This window comes from Shimia fortis, from assembly GCF_040225985.1.
Lineage (GTDB): Bacteria > Pseudomonadota > Alphaproteobacteria > Rhodobacterales > Rhodobacteraceae > Shimia.
In genome coordinates this window covers 17,070-37,727 of sequence record NZ_JBBPEU010000014.1, presented here as the reverse complement: position 1 = coordinate 37,727, position 20,658 = coordinate 17,070, and the positions used below count along the sequence as shown (strand labels likewise).

Genomic DNA, 20,658 nt, shown 5'->3' with positions numbered 1-20,658 from the left:
GCGCAGGGAGGAAAACTTGGATAACTTACAGCTCTTGATCAGCGGGCTGGCGAATGGCTGTGTTTACGGCCTGATCGCCCTTGGCTTTGTTCTGATTTACAAGGCGACTGAGGCCGTGAATTTCGCTCAGGGCGATTTCATGATGCTTGGCGCTTTCATCACCATCGGATTGACCAATGCCGACTATATGGGGCTGCCCTTCTGGGTGGCATTGCCGATTTCACTCGGGATTATGGCGGTGCTGGGTTACCTGCTGGATCGTTTGGTCATTCGTCGCATGTTCGGGGAAAGCCAGACAGCCGTTGTCATCCTGACCATCGCGCTGGGTTTCGTGATCCGCTTTGTCGCGGGTCTCATCTGGGGGCATGAACCGCAGACACTTGAGAACCCGTTTGCAGGGAAGGAAGTGTCGTTCGGCGGACTGGTTCTGGGTATGGAAGATGTGGCGGTCATCGTTGTGACGATCCTCCTGACCTGGGGGCTTTACGAATTTTTCAACCGAACCAAGCTGGGCCTGGCGATGCAGGGCGCGTCGCAAAACCAGCTGGCCGCCTACTACATGGGGATTCCGGTCAAACGGGTGCAGGGCTTTATCTGGGCGCTTGCCGGGGGCGTGGCCTGTGTCGCGGGTATCTTGTTTGCTGCCAAGGGTGCCGTGGACCCGAGTACCGGCCTGATGGGAATCAAGGCTTTTGCCGCGGCTGTCATCGGGGGCTTTGGCAGCTTGCCGGGCGCTTTGGCCGGAGGGCTGATCGTGGGTGTGATCGAACCCTTCGCAAGCCGCTATATCGCCGCCGGTTACAGCCAGATCGCACCCTATGCGCTTCTGCTGGCCGTGCTCATCTTCCGTCCCCATGGCCTGTTCAGCCAGGTCCGCGTGAAGAAGGTGTAGATCCATGCGTATTGTATTCAAAACCAACTACATGCAGGACATCCGCCCTTGGAAGGATGGATATCAACTGTCGTTGTACCTGATCCTTCTGGCGGTGGTGTTTGCTGCACCCTTCGTCATTGACGAGTTCTATCTTGGCGAACTGACCAATGTTCTGATCTGGGCCATCGCGGGGCTTGGCCTGATGATCCTGACGGGCCACACCGGTCAGGCGAGCCTTGGCCATGCCGCGTTTCTTGCCATGGGGTGTTATGCCAATATCATCCTGATCGAATCCGGCGTGCCCTTCATGCTGGCCTTCCCCCTGGCCGGGATCCTGACGGGAATCATCGGGATGGTGATCGCCATTCCCGCACTTCGGTTGCACGGCATCTACCTCGCGATTGCAACGATGGCGATGTCGATCCTTGTTGATGACATCATCGTTCTGACCGAACCGTGGACCGGTGGCGTCGGCGGGAAATTTGCGCCGCCCGTGAACGTCTTTGGCATCATGATCGACCGTTGGGGCACCCCGCGCGAATTCTATTACCTCTGTCTTGTCGTGGCCGTTGTGGTGACGCTCGGCTATATCAACCTGCTGCGAGCGCCTCTGGGCCGCAGCTTTATCGCTGTGCGCGACTCTGAAGTGTCGGCTCAGGCGATGGGCATCGACGTGGCCCGCACCAAGGCGATTTCATTCGCCATCTCCTGTGGTGTCACCGGGCTAGCGGGTGCCTTGATGGGGCTGTTTGCCGGGGCGTTCAACAACGAAACCTTCAGTGTCATCATTTCAATCCAGCTTCTGATGATGATCGTGATTGGGGGCCTTGGATCCATCCACGGGGCGTTTTTCGGCGCTATTGTCGTGGGCTTCCTGCCGCAGTTCCTGTCGATCTCGAAAGAATGGGTGGGGGCCGCTTTGGGCGGTGCGGATGTCGCCATTCCGGGGTTGGAATTCGGTGTCTTCGGCGTGATCCTGATCCTGTTTATCCTGTTTGAACCGATGGGCATTTACGGGCGCTGGTTCAAGATCCGCACATGGTTCGAGCTGTTCCCGTTCTATCGCAAGGACATGTTCAAACGTCAGAAATCCTACCTGAAAACGGAGCGTCTGAGATGAGCCTTTTAGAAATCGAAAACGTGACGTTGAAGTTTGGCGGGCTGACGGCGGTGGATAACCTTTCCTTCACTGTCCAGCAGGGCGAGGTCTTTGCCATTGTCGGTCCCAACGGCGCGGGCAAATCCACCGTGTTCAACCTGATCTCGCGGTTCTACACGCCGATCCAGGGCAGCATCGTCTTTGATGGGCATGACCTGCTCGCCGAGAAAGCGTCGGATGTTGCAGACCATGGCGTGGCGCGGACCTTCCAGAACATCGAACTGTTCGAACAGGCGACCGTACTGGAAAACCTGTTGGTTGGCCGTCACCGTCACCGCAAGTCGAACTTCCTGACCGAGCTGTTTTTCACGCCCTCCGTCAAGAAGCAGGAACTGCAAAGCCGCCATTTCGTGGAAGAGATCATCGATTTCCTTGATCTGCAGGCCTACCGCGAAAAACGCATTGCGGGTTTGCCCTATGGGGTGCGCAAGGTGGTCGAGGTAGCCCGCGCACTGGCCACCGATCCCAAGCTGTTGCTTCTGGATGAACCAGCCTCGGGTCTGTCGGTCGAGGAAACCACCGATATGCGGTGGTGGATTGACGATATCCGTCGCCAGATGGGTATTACCGTTTTGATGGTCGAACATGACATGGGGCTGGTCTCGGGGGTGTCTGACCGCGTTCTTGCCATGGCCGATGGCGCGAAGCTGGCCCTAGGGACACCTGCCGAAGTGCAGTCGGATCCGGCCGTGATCGAAGCATATCTGGGGCATGCAGCATGAGTGAACCCGTACTGAAAATCCGAAACGTCGAAAGCTTTTATGGCCCGATCATGGCCATTCGAGGTGTGTCGCTGGATGTGCACCCTGGCCGTGTGGTGTCGATCCTCGGCGCCAATGGCGCAGGCAAGACCACCCTGATGAAAACCGTCTCGGGCGTGATGGACCCTGAAAAAGGGACGATTACATTCGAAGGCGATGAAATTCAGGGGCAAGAACCGCACAAGGTGGTGGACCGTGGCATTGTGCACGTGCCCGAAGGGCGCGAGGTTTTCCCGCTTCTGACCGTAGACGAAAATCTTAGCCTCGGGGCCTATACCCGCAACGACAAGGCCGGGATCGAACAGGACCGTGAAATGGTGTTCAGCTATTTCCCGATCCTCAAGGAGCGCCGCAGTCAGGAAGCGGGCACGTTGTCGGGTGGGCAACAGCAGATGCTGGCCATTGGCCGCGGCCTCATGGCCAACCCTAAACTGATGCTGCTGGATGAACCGTCTCTGGGACTGTCCCCCCTCTTGGTGCAGGAAATCTTTGGTATCCTGAAACGCCTGAATGAAGAGCAGAACATGACGATGATGGTGGTTGAACAGAACGCCAGTGCCGCGCTTGAGCTGGCCCATGATGGTTATGTCATGGAGGTGGGCCGGATCGTGATGGACGGCACGGCGGATGAGTTGATGGCCTCGGAGGACATTCAGAACTTTTATCTGGGTGTTCAAGAAGAGGGCGCGCGCGAAGAGCGTCGCTGGAAACGCAAGAAGACGTGGAGGTAAACATGCTGGATACTGCAAACATGCCCCGTACGACTGTGATCAACGGTGTCACCTACAACGCCGAGGCGGGCCAGCGCCCCATTCAGGTGGATGGTTGTTACACAATTCCGGCCCTGTTCGAAAAGCGCTGCAAGGCGCTGGGGGATCGTACCGTTCACCGCGAAAAAGACCTTGGTATCTGGAAAGACTACACTTGGAACGATTACTGGACCCACGCCAAATGGATCGGCATGGGCCTGCGCAAGCTGGGTCTGAAACGGGGAGAGGTTGTCTCGATCCTTTCAGAAGACCGCAAGGAATGGGCCTATTTCGACATGGGAATCCAGTCGGTCGGAGGGATCGCCTCGGGTGTCTATACCACCGACTCGGCGGCTCAGTTGAAATACCTCGTCAATGACAGCGACAGCCGCTTCCTGATTGTCGAGAACGAAGAACAACTCGATAAGTTCCTCCAGATCGAGAGCGATGTGCCCGGCCTTCTGAAGGTAATCATCCTTGAAGACGAGGGGTTGCACGATCTTGACCACCCCCGATGCCTTTTGATCGACCAGCTTTACGATATCGGAAAAGCGGCAGATGCCGAGGAGCCCGGCGTGTTCGAACAGGAAATCGCCAAGGCCCAGCCGACGGACACGGCGCTGTTGATTTATACCTCGGGCACCACGGGCATGCCCAAGGGCGCCATGCTTGGCAACGAAAACATCATGGCAGCGATCGAGGCTGGCGCACGGCGTCTACAATGCCTTGAGACGGACAACCAGCTGTGCTTCCTGCCGCTCTGTCACATCTTGGAACGGGATGTTTCAATTTATTTCCCACTGGCTGCAAAATGTGTTGTGAACTTTGCGGAAAGCCCAGAAACGGTGTTCAACAATCTGCAGGAAGTCTCTCCCGACACGTTCACCGCCGTGCCACGGGTTTGGGAAAAGATCTACTCACAGGTTCTGATCCTCGTACAGGAAGCCACGCCCTTGGGGCGCGCGGCCTATGGCATGGCGATCAAGGCAGGCATGGCGCGCGCCGAATACATGATGCAGGCCAAACCCGTGCCAGCAGGTGTGGCGGCGAATTACTGGATCTGGGACAAGCTTGTCCTGCACAACCTGCGCCGGATGCTGGGGCTGGATAACATGCGCCGTGCCGGTACCGGTGCTGCGCCCATCTCGCCGGAGTTGCTGAAATGGTACTGGTCTATCGGGGTGCCGATGGTCGAGGGCTATGGCATGACAGAGACCTCGGGTCTGGCCACGATGAACACCCGTATGGAAAACAAGGTGGGTACCATCGGCACGCCCATCCCGGGATACGACGTTCGGATTGCCGAGGATGGCGAAATCCAGACGCGTGGTGCCAACAACTTCCAAGGGTACTGGCGCAATAACGAGAAAACCGCCGAGACCTTTACCGATGACGGCTGGCTGCGCACCGGCGATGTCGGGCGGATGGACGAGGATGGCTATATCACCATCACCGGGCGTTTGAAGGACATCATCATCACCGCCGGGGGCAAGAACATCACCCCCGCCGAGATCGAAAGCCGCCTGAAGTTTTCGCACTATATCTCGGACGCGGTCATCATCGGGGACCGTCGCAAATACCTGACGGCGCTGATTATGATTGATCAGGAGAACGTCGAGAAATACGCTCAGGACAGGAAGGTGCCGTTCTCGAATTTCGCATCGCTCTGTGCGGCCAAAGAGGTGAAAGACCTTATCGACCGTGAAGTTCAGGCGGTGAACAAGGAATTCGCCCGCGTCGAACAGATCAAGGATTTCCGCCTGATCGACGTGCTGCTGACGGCAGAAGACGAAGAGCTGACGGCCACGATGAAGCTCAAGCGGAGCTATGTCGAAAAGGCCCACGCCCACCTGATCGAGGACATGTACTAGAATTCGGAAACGCAAAAATACTAGAATTCGGAAACGCAAAAAATCAGAATTACCAACGGGAGGAAAAACATGAAGAGTTTGGTAAAGAAGGTGACGCTTGCTGCGGGTCTGACCGCTGCCGCGTCGATGGCTTCGGCCGAAACACAAGGTGTCACGGACACCGAGATCGTCATCGGGTCGGTCAGCGACCTGTCTGGTGTGTTCGCTGCGGTGGGTGAACCTGCAATGCGGGGGGCCAACCTCTATTTCGACAAGGTCAATGCCGCAGGGGGGGTGCATGGACGGACCATTCGCTTCATCACCGAGGATCACGGCTATCAGCTGCCGCGTGCGATGCAGGGCTATAACAAGCTCCTGAAACGCGACAAGGCATTCATGATGCTGCAATCACTGGGCACTCCGATGAACATGGCGGGTTTTAAGTTGCTCGACCCGATCGGCATTCCCAACGTGGCTCCCCTGACGGCTGCGCGTCAGATGTTGCAAGACCCGATGGACAACAAGTTCACGTCGTTCTCGTCCTACTATGATCAGGCGCGGGTTGGTGTGAAATACCTGAACAAGGAATTTGGCGGCCAGAACGTCTGCGCCATGTACCTGCCGACCGATTTCGGTAAGGAAATCCTTGAAGGTGCTCATGCCGGTGTAAAAGAAGCCGGTCTCAGCTTTGTCACTGAAACCACGCACAAGCCGGACGAAGGTGACTTTGTCGGGTCGCTGTCCAAGCTGAACGAAGCGGGTTGCGAGATTGTTGTTGTCGGTATCCCGGTCCGTCAGGCCATCACCGTTGTGGCGACCGCCAAGAAAATGGGTCTGGCTGACATGAAGTTCCTAGGGACCTCCGCCAGCTTCCTGACCGTTGTAGCCGGTGTGCCCGGTGGTGTGACCGAAGGTTTCTATGCCGCGGCGTCGTGGCAGGATCTCTGGGCTCGCGCGGATGAGCCTGCGCCCAAAGCCTTTATCGAGGAATACAAGGCCGCAACCGGCAAAGACCCTGTCGGCTTCTCGATGCTCGGCTATGCCGCCGCCAAGATGACGGTCATGGCGCTTGAAAAAGCCGGCCCTGATCTGACCCATGAATCGTTCATCTCCGCAATGGAGTCGTTGGATTATCAGGATGACCTTGTCGGCAACAAAATGACCTATGGCCCCGATGACCATCAGGGCGCAGACTCGGTTTACGTTTCGGTCGTTGAAAACGGCAAATGGAAAAAGGTCTACGAAGAGTAAAGACCTTATCGCGGGCGCCCTATGGTGGGCGCCCGCAACAAGACATCAGGTGACATCATGACGGATTTGCAGAACTTCCGCGCCGCAACGCGTGCGTGGCTGGAGGAGAATTGCCCGCCGGACATGCGGCAACCCATGACCGAGGCGGATGTATGCTGGGGCGGGCGCAACTGGCAGTTTCAGTCGGACGCACAGCGGGACTGGCTGAACGTGATGGCCGAAAAAGGTTGGACCGTGCCGGATTGGCCAGTGGAATATGGCGGTGGAGGCCTGAATGGGGATGAACAGCGCATCCTGAAAGAAGAAATGGCGCGGATCAATGCGCGCCCGCCTTTGCAAAGTTTTGGAATCTGGATGTTGGGCCCGGCGCTGCTGGAATTCGGCACCGAAGAACAAAAACGTCATTATTTACCGCAGGTTGCGCGAGGCGAAATCCGCTGGTGTCAGGGGTATTCTGAACCCGGTGCAGGCTCGGATCTGGCAGGTGTGCAGACCAAAGGCGTGGATTGCGGAGACTATTTCGAAGTCACTGGTCAGAAAATCTGGACGTCATATGCCGACAAAGCAGACTGGATCTTCTGCCTCGTGCGCACGGAACCGGACGCGCCGAAACACGAAGGCATTTCCTTCCTTCTGTTCGACATGGCCAGCGAAGGTGTCAGCACAAAGCCGATCAAACTGATTTCGGGATCGTCGCCGTTTTGCGAAACCTTCTTTGACGGCGTGAAAGTCCCCAAGGATCAGATCGTCGGAGAGCGTGGCAAAGGCTGGACCGTAGCCAAGTATTTGCTTACCCACGAACGCGAAATGATCGGGGCGTCCGACGCGGCTTTGTTCGGATCTGAAGACCTGGTTCAGGTGGCGCGAGAGGCGATTGGCCTCAATGAAAACAAACAGTTGGACGATCCTGTTCTGCGGGGGAAGATCGCGGATTTCCTGATTGATGAAATGGCGTTCGATGCGGAACTGGCCCGTGCCAAGGAGTGGATGCGCGCGGGGCAGCAGTTGGGCGTGCAATCGGCCACGCTGAAATACACAGGCACCGAACTCAATAAGCGGCGTCAGGAACTGATTATGGAAACCGGCGGGCTTGAGGCGCTCGAATGGGATTTCACCCATGCCGAGGGCCATGAGAAAGCATCGCTCTGGTTACGCTCCAAGGGCAACTCGATCGAAGGGGGTACCTCTGAGGTGATGCTCTCCATTCTGTCCAAGGCGGTTCTGGAACTGGGGTAAGATTATGATTTTGTTGACAGAAGAACAGAAAATGGTCCGCGACATGGCGGCGGGTTTCCTTGCGGAGAAAGCATCGGTCCAGGCTCTGCGCACCCAACGCGACGCGGGTCGCACCGGCAATCCGGCACTGAACGGCGAGATGGCTGAAATGGGCTGGTTCGGGATGCTCACAAGCGAGGCCGCGGGCGGGGTCGACATGGGCGCGCAGGCCGCCGGACTTGTTGCTGAAGAGATGGGGCGCAACCTGACGACATCGCCATTCCTGTCCTCGGCTGTGATGGCGGCGACCGTGCTGCGCAGTGTCGAGGAAACCGAGTGGGCCGGACGGATCGCATCGGGCGAGGCGGTTGTCGCGCTTGCCATGGACGAGCATATCAAGCACCGACCTGACATGATTGGTACACGCGCCGAGGCGTCGGGTAACGGGTTTGTACTGAATGGTACAAAACGGTTTGTTTGCGATGGCGGGGCGGCCGACCGCCTGATTGTGACTGCCATGACCGAAGACGGTATGGCCCTGTTGCTTCTCGACCCTTCAACCGGCGGGGTTCAAGTGGATCCGGTCAAGACGCTGGACAATCGCGACGCGGCAAACCTGACGCTAGACGCGGTGCAGGTCGATGGCGCGGCGTTGCTGGCGCGCGGGGAAGATGCAGAAGCAGCCCTTGGGGCGGCGTTGCGTGTCGGGCGTGCCGTAGGCGCTGCAGAACTGGTTGGGGTGTCCAAAGAGGCGGCGGAGCGCACCGTGGCCTATCTCAAAGAGCGCAAACAGTTCGGCGTGACCCTGTCGAGGTTTCAGGCGCTGCAACACCGTGCGGCGGATCTTTATACCCAGATCCAGACCACCGAAGCGGTGATCGCGGCGGCGCTCAAGGCGATTGACGCAGGGGAGGACGAGGCCGAACGTCTGTCGCGTGTGGCCAAGGCCAAGGCGGCCAAGACCGCGAGTCTCGCGGTTCGCGAAGCAGTGCAGATGCATGGTGGCATCGGCATGACCGATGCGCTGGACATTGGCCTGTTCATGAAAAAGGCACGCGCCTGCAGCGAATACTTGGGTGACGCAAGTTGCCATGCTGAATGGCTGCTGCGTGCGCGCGGCCTTTGATCCGGAAAGCGAGCGATCCCATGACCCAGACCATGACCCATCACCGTAGCTGCAACATTTGCGAAGCCATGTGCGGCCTGATCATCACGCATGATGGCAAGGATGTCCTGTCTGTGAAACCCGATCCCGACGACCCGCTGTCGCGCGGGCATATCTGCCCCAAGGCCGTGGCTTTGCAAGACTTCCGTGTCGATCCCGACCGCGTGACCAAGCCGCTGAAAAAGGTGAGCGGAAACTTCGTTGAAATCAGCTGGGACGAGGCGTTCGATTATGCGGTGGAGCGACTGCAACAGGTGCAGGCCGCACACGGGCGGGATGCCGTAGCGGTGTATCTGGGCAACCCCAATGCGCACAAGTTCGGCAACCTTCTGAATCTGCCGCGTCTGGTCAAGGCGCTGGGTACCACCAACCGGTATTCATCGGCCACGGCGGATCAGATCCCGCATCACGTGGCCTCGATCCATATGCTAGGCCATCCGATGCTCATTCCTGTGCCGGATGTTGAGCGCACAGATTTCATGGTGATCATCGGGGGCAATCCGCTCGTGTCGAACGGGTCGATGATGACCGCGCCGGGTTTTGGCAAGCGTATGGACGAGATTAAGGCCCGCGGTGGCCGTGTTGTGGTGATTGATCCGCGCCGGACCGAAACAGCAGAGCGGGCCAGTGAACACCTGTTCATCAAACCTGAAACTGACGCTTTCCTGATGTTTGCAATGATTCACGAGGTCTTTGCAGCGGGACTGGTCGATCTTGGGACGTTGGTCGATGTCGTGGACGGTCTCGACCGGTTACAGGCCGCCGTGGCGCCGTTCACCGCCGAAAAAGCAGCCGAAATGACAGGGATCGAGGCCGGGGTCATCCGACAGTTGGCGCGTGATTTTGCAGAGGCAAAGTCGGCGGTGTGCTATGCTCGCATGGGCGCTTCGACCCAGAGTTTCGGCACCTTGTGTCAGTGGGCGAACAACGGGTTGAACATCATCACAGGAAACTTTGACAGTGCCGGCGGCGCGATGTTTACGACGCCCGCGCTGGACTACGTCGGCATGACCAGTCGCAAGGGACAAAAGCGGTCTTACCCCGAGAAGCGGTCTCGCGTCTCTGGTCAGCCGCTTTATAACGGAGAGTTCCCGATTTCGGTCATGGCCGAAGAAATGGAAACCCCCGGTGACGGGCAGATCAGGGCGATGGTCACGGTGGCGGGAAACCCCGTGCTGACTGCGCCCAACGGACGGCGGATCGAAAAGGGGCTGGAAGGGCTCGACTTCATGCTCTCGGTCGACATTCACATCAACGATACCACGCGGCATGCCGACCTGATCCTCCCCGGGACGGTCGCGCTGGAAGAAGTGATGTATGACATGGTCTTTCATACCTTTGCCGTGCGCAACACCGCCGGGTTTGCGCCTGCGCTTTTCGATCCGCCAGAGGGCAATCCGCAGGAATGGGAAGTGATCGCCCGCCTGGCCGCGGGTCTGACCGGGGCCAACGATATCGGCCCCGACCCGACCACGGTGCTCGGGGCGTTGTTGCCGCGCGGCTATCACGGCGACACGGTGTCGGTTGACGGTCTTTTGGCGGCAGGCACTCCCGTTGATCTGGGGCCGCTAAAGCCCAGCCTCAAAGGGCGGATGGAAACGCCGGACGGGCGCCTGAACCTTGCCCCCGAGGCGTTTGTCGAGGATTTGCCGCGGCTTCTGGCCTTTCAATCGCCTGTGTCAGAGGCGTTTCCGCTGATGATGATCGGACGGCGGCAGGTGCGCAGCCACAACAGCTGGACCCAGAACAGCAACCGCCTTGTGAAAGGGCGTAACCGCTGCACCGTGCAGGTCAACCCCGAGGATGCGGCGCGTCTTGGCATCCGGGACGCGGAACAGGTGATTGTCCGGGCACGGGTGGGCGCAGTGGCGATGCCCGCCGAAGTGACGGACGAGATGGCGCCGGGCGTGGTTTCAATCCCGCAGGGCTGGGGACAGAAAAACGGGCATATCCGTACCGCCGCAGAGGTTGGCACCGTGTCGATCAACGATCTGACGGATGATACGCGGCTTGATCCGGTCAGCGGTAATGCAGCCTTCAATGGCGTGCCGGTCTCGGTCGAACTGGCGAGTTGAAATTAGGGCAGGACAATGAGGGCGGTCTGGGGCATTCTCGGACCGCCCCCCTTTCTTTTGGAGACCCTGATGAAAGCCCTGACCCCTGACACGATTGCGCCGCCCTTTGCCAATTATAGCCACGGCGTTGAAGTCTCCCCGCGGCGGTTGGTGCTGACCAGCGGTCAGTTGGGGATCGACAAGGACGGGCAGATTCCCGACGGCAGCGCGGCGCAGGCCGAAATCTGTTTCGGCAATATTGATGCTATTCTGGCCGAGGCGGGGTTGGACCGCGCGGATATCCTGCGGATCAACGCCTTTGTCACCGCCAGAGAGCATATGGCGGGATACATGGCCGTGCGCGACCGCTATCTTGACGGTGTGCCGGTTTTGCCGGCCTCGACCCTGATGGTGGTTTCAGGGTTCACCAAGCCAGAATTCGTGGTTGAGATTGAGGTCATGGCCGCCGAAAGCGCCTGACGGCAGGGGCATGCAACGGGCTTTTTGCTTCTCTGATTGCTATGAAAGCGACCAGCCTTCTCGGATATGCCGGGAAAGCGGGCATTCATCCATGCGTCAGATGCATTGCCGTTATGCTGAATTAGTTGACGCATTCACGTCATAAAATCTGCACTTAGATCACGCTATAGAATGTTTGCAGGTGCAGAAACTGTGCCTGAGAGCCGAGATAGAGACCAGCCGGAAGCCGCAGATGACCAAACGCCCCATCGTGACCCAAAAAGACCCCGAAACCCGTACGTCACATGACACCATGGCCGAGATCGCGGAAACCATGGATACGGCAGCACACGCAGCCCTGAGCAGCATGACGGGCGGGCTGTCGCCTGCAGCGCTGGGGATGGTCTATGCAGATTGGGCGCTGCATCTGGCGGCGTCGCCGGGCAAGCGGGCCGAGCTTGGGATCAGCGCGCTTGAGAAATGGGCCGAATACCAGCGTTTCCTGATGCAGTGCGCCATGTCTCACGGCGAAAAACACTGTGTGACAGAGGGCAAGAAGGACCGCCGCTTCCGGCATCCTGATTGGGATGCCAAACCCTTTGGTGCTTATAAAGAAGCGTTTCTTCTGGCGCAGCAGTGGTGGGAAGAGGCCACCACCGGCATCCACGGCGTAAGTGCAGCCAACGAAAAGGCTGTCGGCTTTGCCGCGCGGCAGGTGCTTGATGCTATGTCGCCCGCCAACTTCCCCCTGACCAATCCTGAAATCATCGAGAAAACGGTCGAGGAAAATGGCGCCAATCTCGCGCGCGGTTTCCAGAATTATCTCAATGATATGAAAGGCGCGGTGCTGCATGAACGGCTGGGCGGAGAATCGGAATACCGCGTCGGTGAAAACCTCGCCGTGACGCCGGGCAAGGTGGTCTATCGCAACCACCTGATGGAACTGATCCAATACGAACCGGCCACGGACAAGGTCCAGCCCGAGCCGGTGCTGATCGTGCCAGCTTGGATCATGAAGTACTATATTCTTGATCTCAGCCCCGAGAATTCGATGGTCAAATACCTGACCGAGCAAGGCTACACCGTCTTCATGATCTCGTGGCGCAACCCGACTGCCGAGGATCGGGATCTCGGGTTTGACGATTACCGGCGCATGGGGCCGATGGCGGCCCTAGACGAAATCCAGAAGATCACCGGCTCTCAGCGTATCCACGGGGCAGGTTATTGCCTTGGCGGGACGCTGCTGAGTGTCGCGGCGGCGGCAATGGCGCGCGATGGTGATGCTCGCCTTGCCTCAATGACGCTGTTTGCCGCGCAGATGGATTTCACTGATGCGGGCGAATTGATGTTGTTCATCAACGAAAGCCAGGTGTCCTTCCTTGAAGATATGATGTGGAAAGAGGGGTATCTGGACGCGACCCAGATGTCCGGGGCATTCCAACTGCTACGCTCGACCGACCTTGTCTGGTCGCGCATCCAGCACGAATACCTGATGGGCGAAAAGCCCCGCTACAACGATCTGATGTCGTGGAATGCCGACACCACGCGGATGCCATACCGGATGCATTCCGAATACCTGCGCCGCATGTTCCTTGAGAACCGGTTTGCCGAAGGCAAGTTCATGGTTGGGGATGATCCCGTCACACCTTATGACATCCGCATCCCGATTTTCAGCGTCGGTACCGAGACTGACCACGTGGCCCCGTGGAAATCGGCCTATAAGGTCGAGCAACTGACTCATTCTCCGGTGACCTTCGTGTTGACCAATGGCGGCCACAACGCCGGTGTAGTCAGCGAACCGGGGCACCCGCGTCGCCACTATCGCATCCATTCCAGCAAGGACTCAGACCATTACCTGCCGCCTGCGCAGTGGGAAAAGGTCGCGGACCTCAAGGATGGGTCTTGGTGGCCGGAATGGGCCGAATGGCTCAAGACCCAGCAACAGGGCGACGCCGTCGCGCCTCCTAAAATGGGCAAGGCGCTGTGCGATGCGCCGGGCACCTATGTGATGATGGAGTAACCATGTCGCTACAAAACGGTTTTTTGCAAGGCAAGCGCGGACTGATCGTCGGGGTTGCCAACGAACACTCTATCGCTGCCGGAATTGCCGGTGTGCTGTCTGACGCGGGGGCAGAACTTGCCCTGACGTATCTGTCGGACAAGGCCAAACCCTTCGTGGCCCCGGTGGCCGAGACGTGCGGAGCGAAAATGCTTTTGCCGCTGGATGTGATCGATGATGCGCAGATGGCGCAGGTTTTCGATGACATTGCGAAGACGTGGGGACGGCTTGATTTCCTCGTGCACTCGATTGCCTTTTGTCCAAAAGACGACCTGCACGGTCGCGTGACGGACAGTTCCAAGGCGGGATTTTTGCAAGCCATGGATATCTCGGTCCATTCCTTTGCACGCCTTGCGAAACTGGCCGAGCCGCTGATGCTGGAAAACGGTGGCAGTCTTCTGACCGTCACCTACTACGGGGCGGAAAAGGTCGTCGACCATTACAACGTGATGGGGCCTGTGAAATCCGCGTTGGAAAGCCTGACACGCTATATGGCGTCCGAACTTGGGCCGCAGGGCATCCGGGTTAATGCGATTTCGCCCGGCCCTCTGATGACGCGTGCTGCCAGCGGGATTGAACATTTCGACGACCTGGCCCGGCATGCGGAAACGCGCGCCCCCCTGCGCCGGCTTGTCACCATCGAAGAGGTGGGACAGTCCGCACTTTGCCTTTTGTCAGATCAATCCAGCGCCATGACCGGCAACATCATGTATGTTGACGGCGGCTATCACGTGATGTCCTGAGCCATGCAGTTTATCGAGAACCGGACTTTTGATGAAATCCAGATCGGCGACCATGCCGAGGTCGAACGTGTTTTGACCGAACGCGACATTGACCTGTTCGCGATCATGTCGGGCGACATCAACCCCGCGCATCTGGACCGCGAATTTGCCGAGGGCGAGATCTTTCACAAGGTGATTGCGCACGGGATGTGGGGCGGGGCGCTGATTTCTGCGGTGCTTGGTACGGAACTGCCCGGACCAGGCACGATCTACCTCAACCAGTCGCTGAGTTTCCGTAAACCCGTCGGGTTGGGAGACCGCATTCGCGTGGTTGTGACCGTCACTGACAAGAACCCCGAGAATGCCCATGTGCGCTTGGCTTGCGAATGTCTGAACGAGGCGGGCAAACCGGTGATCAAGGGCGAGGCCGAGGTCATTGCCCCCACCAAGAAAATCCGCCGCCCGCGGACGCATTTGCCGGATGTGCATCTGCACCATCACGGGGCCGCCTACGACCGGCTGATCCATGCCGCGCAATCGGCCCAGAGCCTGCGGGTTGCCGTCATTGCACCAACCACGCCGCGTGCCCTGAACGGGGTGATGGATGCCTACCATCAGGGCTTGACCCTACCGGTGCTAATCGGATCCGAAGAAGATATCCGCGACACCGCCGACGAGATTGGGGAAACCCTGAACGGGGTGCAGATCGTGGACGCGGTGTCGGTCCGCGAGGCGACGGCGCAGGCGGTCGCAATGGCCGTGGCGGGCGAGGTGGATGCAATAGACGAAGGCACCGCGAGAGTGCGGGCCCTGCTGAAGGCGGTCCAGCCGGCGCTTGTGACCGAGCGGGTAATGAGCCACGCATTTGCGCTGGATGTGCCGGGCTATGCCAAACCGCTGATTGTGACCGATGGTCTGGTCAACACCAAACCTACCCTCGAAACCAAGCAGGACATCATCCAGAACGCGATCCTGCTGGCGACGGCGTTGGGGATCGACACGCCCAAGGTGGCGCTTTTGTCCGCCTTTGAGGAAGTCACGCCCGACCTGCCCGCGACGATTGACGCAGCTGCCCTGTGCAAGATGGCGCAGCGCGGCCAGATTACGGGCGGGGTTCTGGATGGACCAATGGCGTTTGATACCGCCATTTCCAAGGCCATGGCGAAAAGGTTCTCGGGGCGCCCGGGTGTTGCGGGCGAGGCGGATGTTCTGGTCGCGCCCGGGCTTGAGGCGGGCAATGTCATCGCCAAACAACTGGTGCATCTGGCGGGGGCCGAGGCGGCAGGCATTATTCTAGGCGCGCGCGTGCCGATCCTTGTCAATGGCCGCGCAGACAGTGCACGTTCCAAGATCGCGTCATCCGCACTTGCCGTATTGATGCAGCAGCAGAAACGGGCAAGCATCACCCATTAAGCGCGACCATTGTGGTTCAAACAAAAAGCCCCGGATCGGCCTGATCCGGGGCTTCTTTGTTTTCCTGCAATCCGATCAGGATCAGCCGATTGCCGCGGCTTTCACGTCTGCATCGATATAGGGCAGGTACTGCTCGAAGTTGTTCGAGAACATCTCAACCAGCTTGGCCGCCTGACGATCATAGGCATCGCCATCGTCCCAGGTGCGGCGCGGGTCCAGCAGGACCTCGGCCACACCGGGCACGTTCACGGGCACTTCAAAGCCAAAGTTCGGATCCTTGCGGAATTCGACATCGTTCAGCGTACCTTCCAAAGCGGCGGTCAGCAGCGCGCGGGTCGCACGGATCGGCATCCGCGATCCAGTGCCATAAGCGCCGCCGGTCCAGCCGGTGTTGACCAGCCAGCAGGTCGCGCCGTGCTGGGCGATCTTCTCACGCAGCAGGTTGCCGTATTCCTCCGGGCGGCGCGGCATGAAGGGCGCGCCAAAGCAGGTCGAGAAGGTCGGCTCGGGTTCGGTCACGCCGCGCTCGGTGCCGGCCACTTTCGAGGTGAAGCCAGACAGGAAGTGGTACATCGCCTGCGCCGGGGTCAGACGGGCGATCGGAGGTAGAACACCAAATGCGTCACAGGTCAGCATGATGATGTTCTTCGGGTGGCCGCCGATAGCAGTGTCCGAAGCATTCGAGATGTAGTGCAGCGGATAGGCGCAGCGCATGTTGGCGGTCAGGCTGTCGTCTTCGAAGTCGAGTTCCTTGGTCTCTTCGTCGTAAACCATGTTCTCGATCACGGTGCCGAATTTCGACGTGGTCGCATAGATTTCCGGCTCGGCCTCGGGGTTCAAGCTGATGGTCTTGGCATAGCAGCCGCCTTCGAAGTTGAAGGTGCCGTTGTCCGACCAGCCATGTTCATCGTCACCAATCAGGGTGCGCGACGGATCTGCCGACAGGGTGGTTTTGCCGGTTCCCGACAGGCCAAAAAACACGGCGGTATCGACCGGGTTGTCATTGGCGTGGTTGGCTGAGCAGTGCATCGGCATGATGCCTTTTTCGGGCAGCAGATAGTTCAGCAGGGTAAAGATCGACTTCTTGTTCTCACCGGCATATTCGGTGCCGCCGATGAGGATCATCTTCTTGTCGAAGTTCATCGCGATCACGGTTTCCGAACGGCAGTTGTGGCGCTCGGGGTTGGCCTGGAACGACGGGCAGTTGATGACGGTGAAGTCAGCGGTAAAGTCGTTCAGGTCCTCGCGGTCGGGGCGGCGCATCATGTGACGGATGAACAGGTTGTGCCACGCCAGTTCCTGCACGAAACGCACGTTGATCGCGTGTTTGGGGTCGGCACCGCCAACCAGATCCTGCACGTAATACTCGCCACCCTTCATATGCTCGAGCATATCGGCATAAAGGTTGTCGAACCCTTCGGGCGACATCTCGGCGTTGTTCTCCCACCAGATGGTGTCGATAACGCTGTCGGTTTTGACGACGTGCTTGTCCTTGGGCGAACGGCCGGTGAATTTGCCGGTCGACACGAGGAATGCACCGCCGTTGCCCAGCGTGCCTTCGCCCTTTTTGAGCGCGGCTTCGATCAGCGCGGGCTCCATGAGGTTATAATAGACATTGCCCAGCCCTTCGATCCCTTGATCTTCGAGGCGGAATTGCGGGTTTACCCGTCCAAATGTCATAGTCAAACTCCTGTAGCCGGCTCGTATGAGGCGGCGGTGCTAGATATTCGCGAGGTGGACCCCGCAGTCATTTCACGGGCAATGCGCCCGGTGGCGGGGTCTTAACATGACGCATTCGAGATTGAACAGGACGCTTTAACGCAGTTAGCGCAACCAACTGGATGTTAACGCCACCACGGGCCGGATCGGTGAAAAACCGCCCAGAAAGGTGAGTCATTTTAGCCATTCGTAACGAAAATCTGGCTGCAATAAGCAGGGTTTACCGCCTGATTCGCGTTTTGGGATTGCTAAAACCACGTCCAAAGCCCCATAATGACGCAAAAAGCAGGCAATAAAAACGAGCAGTTGAGAGGACATACCAATGTCTAAAATCGCTTTGGTGGACGATGACAGGAATATCCTGACGTCTGTGTCCATGACCCTCGAGGCAGAGGGATTTGAGGTCGAAACCTATAATGACGGTCAGCAGGCGCTGGACGCGTTCAACAAGAAATTGCCCGATATGGCCGTGCTGGACATCAAGATGCCCCGCATGGACGGCATGGACCTGTTGCAGCGACTGCGCCAGAAAACCCAGATGCCGGTCATCTTCCTGACGTCGAAAGACGACGAGATCGACGAAGTGCTTGGGCTGCGCATGGGGGCGGACGATTACGTCAAGAAACCCTTCTCGCAGCGTCTTCTGGTCGAACGCATCCGCGCCCTTCTGCGCCGCCAAGAGGCGTTTGATGGCGACATCGTGGCCGATACCGAAGAAACCAAGGTGATGACCCGCGGTGATCTGGTGATGGATCCGCTGCGCCATTCGGTCAGTTGGAAGGGTAATGATGTGACCCTGACCGTGACCGAGTTCCTGCTTTTGCAGGCGCTGGCCCAACGCCCCGGTTTCGTGAAAAGCCGCGATCAGCTCATGGACGTCGCCTATGACGATCAGGTCTATGTGGATGACCGTACGATTGACAGCCATATCAAGCGTCTGCGCAAGAAGATGCGTACTGCAGATCCCGAGTTCTCGGCAATTGAGACACTTTACGGGATCGGGTATAGGTACAACGAAGAATAAGGGCCGGACATGGCTCTGGCCGAGAGGATAGACGTGCGCGAGGTTGCCCAAGGACGGGACGGTGATGTAGTTTTGGGCGATGACTGGGTCGCGCCCGAGGCCAACGTCGAGAGCGAGATGCGCGGGCGCCGAGAGCGTCGGCGCCTTTTGCCGTTAAGCAAGTCGCCCCTGACCCGCAAGATCATCACGTTCAACCTGATTGCGCTTTGCGTGCTGGTTGCGGGGATTCTCTATCTCAATTCGGCCCGAGACAGTCTTGCCGTGCAGCGCGCCGCTGGACTTATGTCCGAAGCACGCCTGATTTCCGGTGCTTTCGTGGCCCAGATGCCGTCCGGTGCTCCGGTCAACATGGTCACGGGCGACGGGATTGACGTGGATGGCACGCTGGATGTGCTGCCTCTGCGCGAGGGCACACATGTCTATGTCTTTGACGGCAATGAAGCCCTTGTCGGGACCGCGCGTGGCACGGAAAGCGCCGAAGCCGCCGAGGTTTTCTCGGAACGGCCACAGGGCACGCCCTTTACCAGCGCGTTAAACTGGGTCTGGGGGCTTGTCGCGGGCGAAGGTGATGATGTCATCTATAACCTGCCCAGCATCATGGATCAGGCGTCGGCCCTTGCCGAACAGGTCGCGGCCGAAGGTGAGGTCCTCACCACCATGAAAGGCCCGGAAAACAGAACGATTTTCGCCGTCGGCGTGCCTCTTGAACACAACGGCGCCATGGTCGGCACGGTGGTCCTGACCAGCGCGGCCGGAGAACTGGACCAGTGGGTCCGCAGCGAACGCGAACGCGTGTTGCAAATGTTCCTGATTGCCACGGTTGTGTCGATCGGCCTGTCGATGGTTCTCGCCTCTACGATTTCAAATCCTCTGTCCGACCTTGCCGCTGCGGCGGAAATCGGGCGTGATAACAACAACGCGCGCACCGTAAATCCGGGACGTGTGCGGATCCCCGACCTCACGGCGCGCCCCGACGAAATCGGACGCCTGTCCGGCGCGTTGCGCGGCATGGTGTCGGCCCTCTATGACCGGATCGACAGCAACGAACAGTTTGCCGCTGACGTGGCGCACGAGATCAAGAACCCGCTGGCCAGCCTGCGCTCGGCAGTGGGGTCGTTGCGCATGGTCAAAAAGGAAGAGCACCGCGAGAAACTGCTGGATGTGATCGACCACGATGTCCGCCGTCTTGACCGGCTGGTGAGCGATATTTCGAATGCCTCGCGCCTTGACAGTGAACTGGTCAAGGAAGAAGAAGAGGTGTTCAACCTTCTGAATATGCTGAACAATATCGCGCAGTATCTTGGCGAGGATGCCCGCAGCAAGGGGATCGACTTTATCACCGACCTGCCCGAAAACCCGATTGATATCCGGGGGCTTGAGGCACGTCTGGCGCAGGTGTTCGTGAACCTTATCACCAACGCAATCAGCTTCTGCGAAGACGGCGACGCCATCCGTATCTGGGCCCGTCGTCGCGAAAACCGCGTGCTTGTCGTGGTCGAAGATACCGGCCCCGGCATTCCTGATCAGGCCCTGAACAAAATCTTCAACCGCTTCTATTCGCAGCGCCCTGAAGAGCAGTTCGGCAACAACTCTGGCCTTGGTTTGGCGATTTCGAAACAGATTGTCGAGGCGCATGGCGGCGTGATCTGGGCCGAAAACATCCGCCCCACCGACGCCGACATCACATCCGAGCCACTGGGCGCCCGTTTTGTGGTGGGGCTGCCGGTCTGACCCATGAGGCAACAGCGGTCGTCGCAGGGTGAACAGGACGGTCTTAATCTTCACGCGTCTTGTGTCGCCTGTCATGGCCGCGCGGCGTTGATCCAGGGAAAATCCGGCGCAGGCAAGTCAACTCTGGCGCTGCACCTCTTGTCCCTTGGGGCTGATCTCGTTTCAGATGACCGCACCGTGCTCTGGCGCGGGCGTGATGGTGTGATGGCGGATGCGCCGGAACCTTTGCGAGGATTGATCGAGGCGCGGGGCGTCGGGATTCTGCGCGCCTTGCCGGCGGGGCCAACCCCCGTTGCGCTGGTCATAGACTTGGATGCTGATGAAACCGAACGTTTGCCCGAGAGACGCGAAACACAGATTCTGGGGCAATCCGTCCCCTTGCTTCATCGGGTCGACGCACCACATTTTGCCCCAGCCATTCTTCAATATCTCGCACATGGCAGAGAGGCCTGA

At 58.7% G+C, this 20,658-nt stretch carries 17 protein-coding genes; 16 read left to right on the top strand and 1 reads right to left on the bottom strand.

The window, feature by feature from the left end; translation table 11 throughout:
* Window positions 1-16 precede the first annotated feature (16 nt).
* From WNE31_RS16925 to WNE31_RS16865, 13 genes are all read left to right on the top strand, one after another.
* Window positions 17-892: a branched-chain amino acid ABC transporter permease gene (locus tag WNE31_RS16925; RefSeq protein ID WP_349981133.1), complete on the top strand. Its 876-nt coding sequence runs from the start codon at window positions 17-19 to the stop codon at window positions 890-892.
* A gap of 4 nt (window positions 893-896) precedes the next feature.
* Window positions 897-1,994, top strand: a complete 1,098-nt coding sequence (locus tag WNE31_RS16920; RefSeq protein WP_349981132.1) for a branched-chain amino acid ABC transporter permease — start codon at window positions 897-899, stop codon at window positions 1,992-1,994.
* Complete coding sequence (locus WNE31_RS16915) at window positions 1,991-2,755, top strand: ABC transporter ATP-binding protein (protein ID WP_349981131.1); 765 nt, start codon at window positions 1,991-1,993, stop codon at window positions 2,753-2,755. Before WNE31_RS16920 ends, WNE31_RS16915 begins: the two co-directional genes overlap by 4 nt.
* Window positions 2,752-3,525, top strand: a complete 774-nt coding sequence (locus tag WNE31_RS16910; protein WP_349981130.1) for an ABC transporter ATP-binding protein — start codon at window positions 2,752-2,754, stop codon at window positions 3,523-3,525. Before WNE31_RS16915 ends, WNE31_RS16910 begins: the two co-directional genes overlap by 4 nt.
* Before the next feature lie 2 nt (window positions 3,526-3,527).
* Window positions 3,528-5,414 carry an AMP-dependent synthetase/ligase gene (locus tag WNE31_RS16905; RefSeq protein WP_349981129.1) on the top strand — a complete coding sequence of 629 codons (1,887 nt, stop codon included), beginning with the start codon at window positions 3,528-3,530 and terminating at the stop codon, window positions 5,412-5,414.
* 69 nt (window positions 5,415-5,483) lie between these two features.
* The gene (locus tag WNE31_RS16900; RefSeq protein WP_349981128.1) at window positions 5,484-6,644 is read left to right on the top strand and encodes an ABC transporter substrate-binding protein; all 1,161 of its coding nucleotides are present in this window, start codon (window positions 5,484-5,486) and stop codon (window positions 6,642-6,644) included.
* A 57-nt stretch (window positions 6,645-6,701) separates the two neighbouring features.
* Window positions 6,702-7,880 carry an acyl-CoA dehydrogenase family protein gene (locus WNE31_RS16895; RefSeq protein WP_349981127.1) on the top strand — a complete coding sequence of 393 codons (1,179 nt, stop codon included), beginning with the start codon at window positions 6,702-6,704 and terminating at the stop codon, window positions 7,878-7,880.
* A gap of 4 nt (window positions 7,881-7,884) precedes the next feature.
* Entirely contained in the window at window positions 7,885-8,985 is a 1,101-nt protein-coding gene (locus WNE31_RS16890) for an acyl-CoA dehydrogenase family protein (RefSeq protein WP_349981126.1), read from the top strand.
* 20 nt (window positions 8,986-9,005) lie between these two features.
* A complete protein-coding gene (locus tag WNE31_RS16885) occupies window positions 9,006-11,099 on the top strand; it encodes a molybdopterin oxidoreductase family protein (protein WP_349981125.1) in 2,094 nt (697 codons plus the stop codon).
* 69 nt (window positions 11,100-11,168) lie between these two features.
* Window positions 11,169-11,558: a RidA family protein gene (locus tag WNE31_RS16880; RefSeq protein WP_349981124.1), complete on the top strand. Its 390-nt coding sequence runs from the start codon at window positions 11,169-11,171 to the stop codon at window positions 11,556-11,558.
* Between the two features lie 292 nt (window positions 11,559-11,850).
* A complete protein-coding gene (locus WNE31_RS16875; protein WP_463407443.1) occupies window positions 11,851-13,557 on the top strand; it encodes a PHA/PHB synthase family protein in 1,707 nt (568 codons plus the stop codon).
* Window positions 13,558-13,559: 2 nt separating this feature from the next.
* Window positions 13,560-14,339 carry an enoyl-ACP reductase FabI gene (gene fabI / locus WNE31_RS16870; protein ID WP_349981122.1) on the top strand — a complete coding sequence of 260 codons (780 nt, stop codon included), beginning with the start codon at window positions 13,560-13,562 and terminating at the stop codon, window positions 14,337-14,339.
* 3 nt (window positions 14,340-14,342) lie between these two features.
* Window positions 14,343-15,731 carry a bifunctional enoyl-CoA hydratase/phosphate acetyltransferase gene (locus WNE31_RS16865; RefSeq protein ID WP_349981121.1) on the top strand — a complete coding sequence of 463 codons (1,389 nt, stop codon included), beginning with the start codon at window positions 14,343-14,345 and terminating at the stop codon, window positions 15,729-15,731.
* A gap of 81 nt (window positions 15,732-15,812) precedes the next feature.
* On the opposite strand, the gene WNE31_RS16860 is transcribed toward WNE31_RS16865, so the two are convergent.
* Window positions 15,813-17,411, bottom strand: coding sequence for a phosphoenolpyruvate carboxykinase (locus tag WNE31_RS16860; RefSeq protein WP_349981120.1), 1,599 nt, complete (start codon window positions 17,409-17,411; stop codon window positions 15,813-15,815).
* 361 nt (window positions 17,412-17,772) lie between these two features.
* Here WNE31_RS16860 and WNE31_RS16855 point away from each other — a divergent pair, with 361 nt between their 5' ends.
* From WNE31_RS16855 to WNE31_RS16845, 3 genes are read left to right on the top strand one after another with little or no spacing between them, the layout of a single operon-like run.
* Window positions 17,773-18,474, top strand: coding sequence for a response regulator transcription factor (locus WNE31_RS16855; RefSeq protein WP_349981119.1), 702 nt, complete (start codon window positions 17,773-17,775; stop codon window positions 18,472-18,474).
* A 9-nt stretch (window positions 18,475-18,483) separates the two neighbouring features.
* Window positions 18,484-20,205 carry a sensor histidine kinase gene (locus tag WNE31_RS16850; RefSeq protein WP_349981118.1) on the top strand — a complete coding sequence of 574 codons (1,722 nt, stop codon included), beginning with the start codon at window positions 18,484-18,486 and terminating at the stop codon, window positions 20,203-20,205.
* A gap of 3 nt (window positions 20,206-20,208) precedes the next feature.
* Window positions 20,209-20,658: an HPr kinase/phosphorylase gene (locus WNE31_RS16845; protein ID WP_349981117.1), complete on the top strand. Its 450-nt coding sequence runs from the start codon at window positions 20,209-20,211 to the stop codon at window positions 20,656-20,658.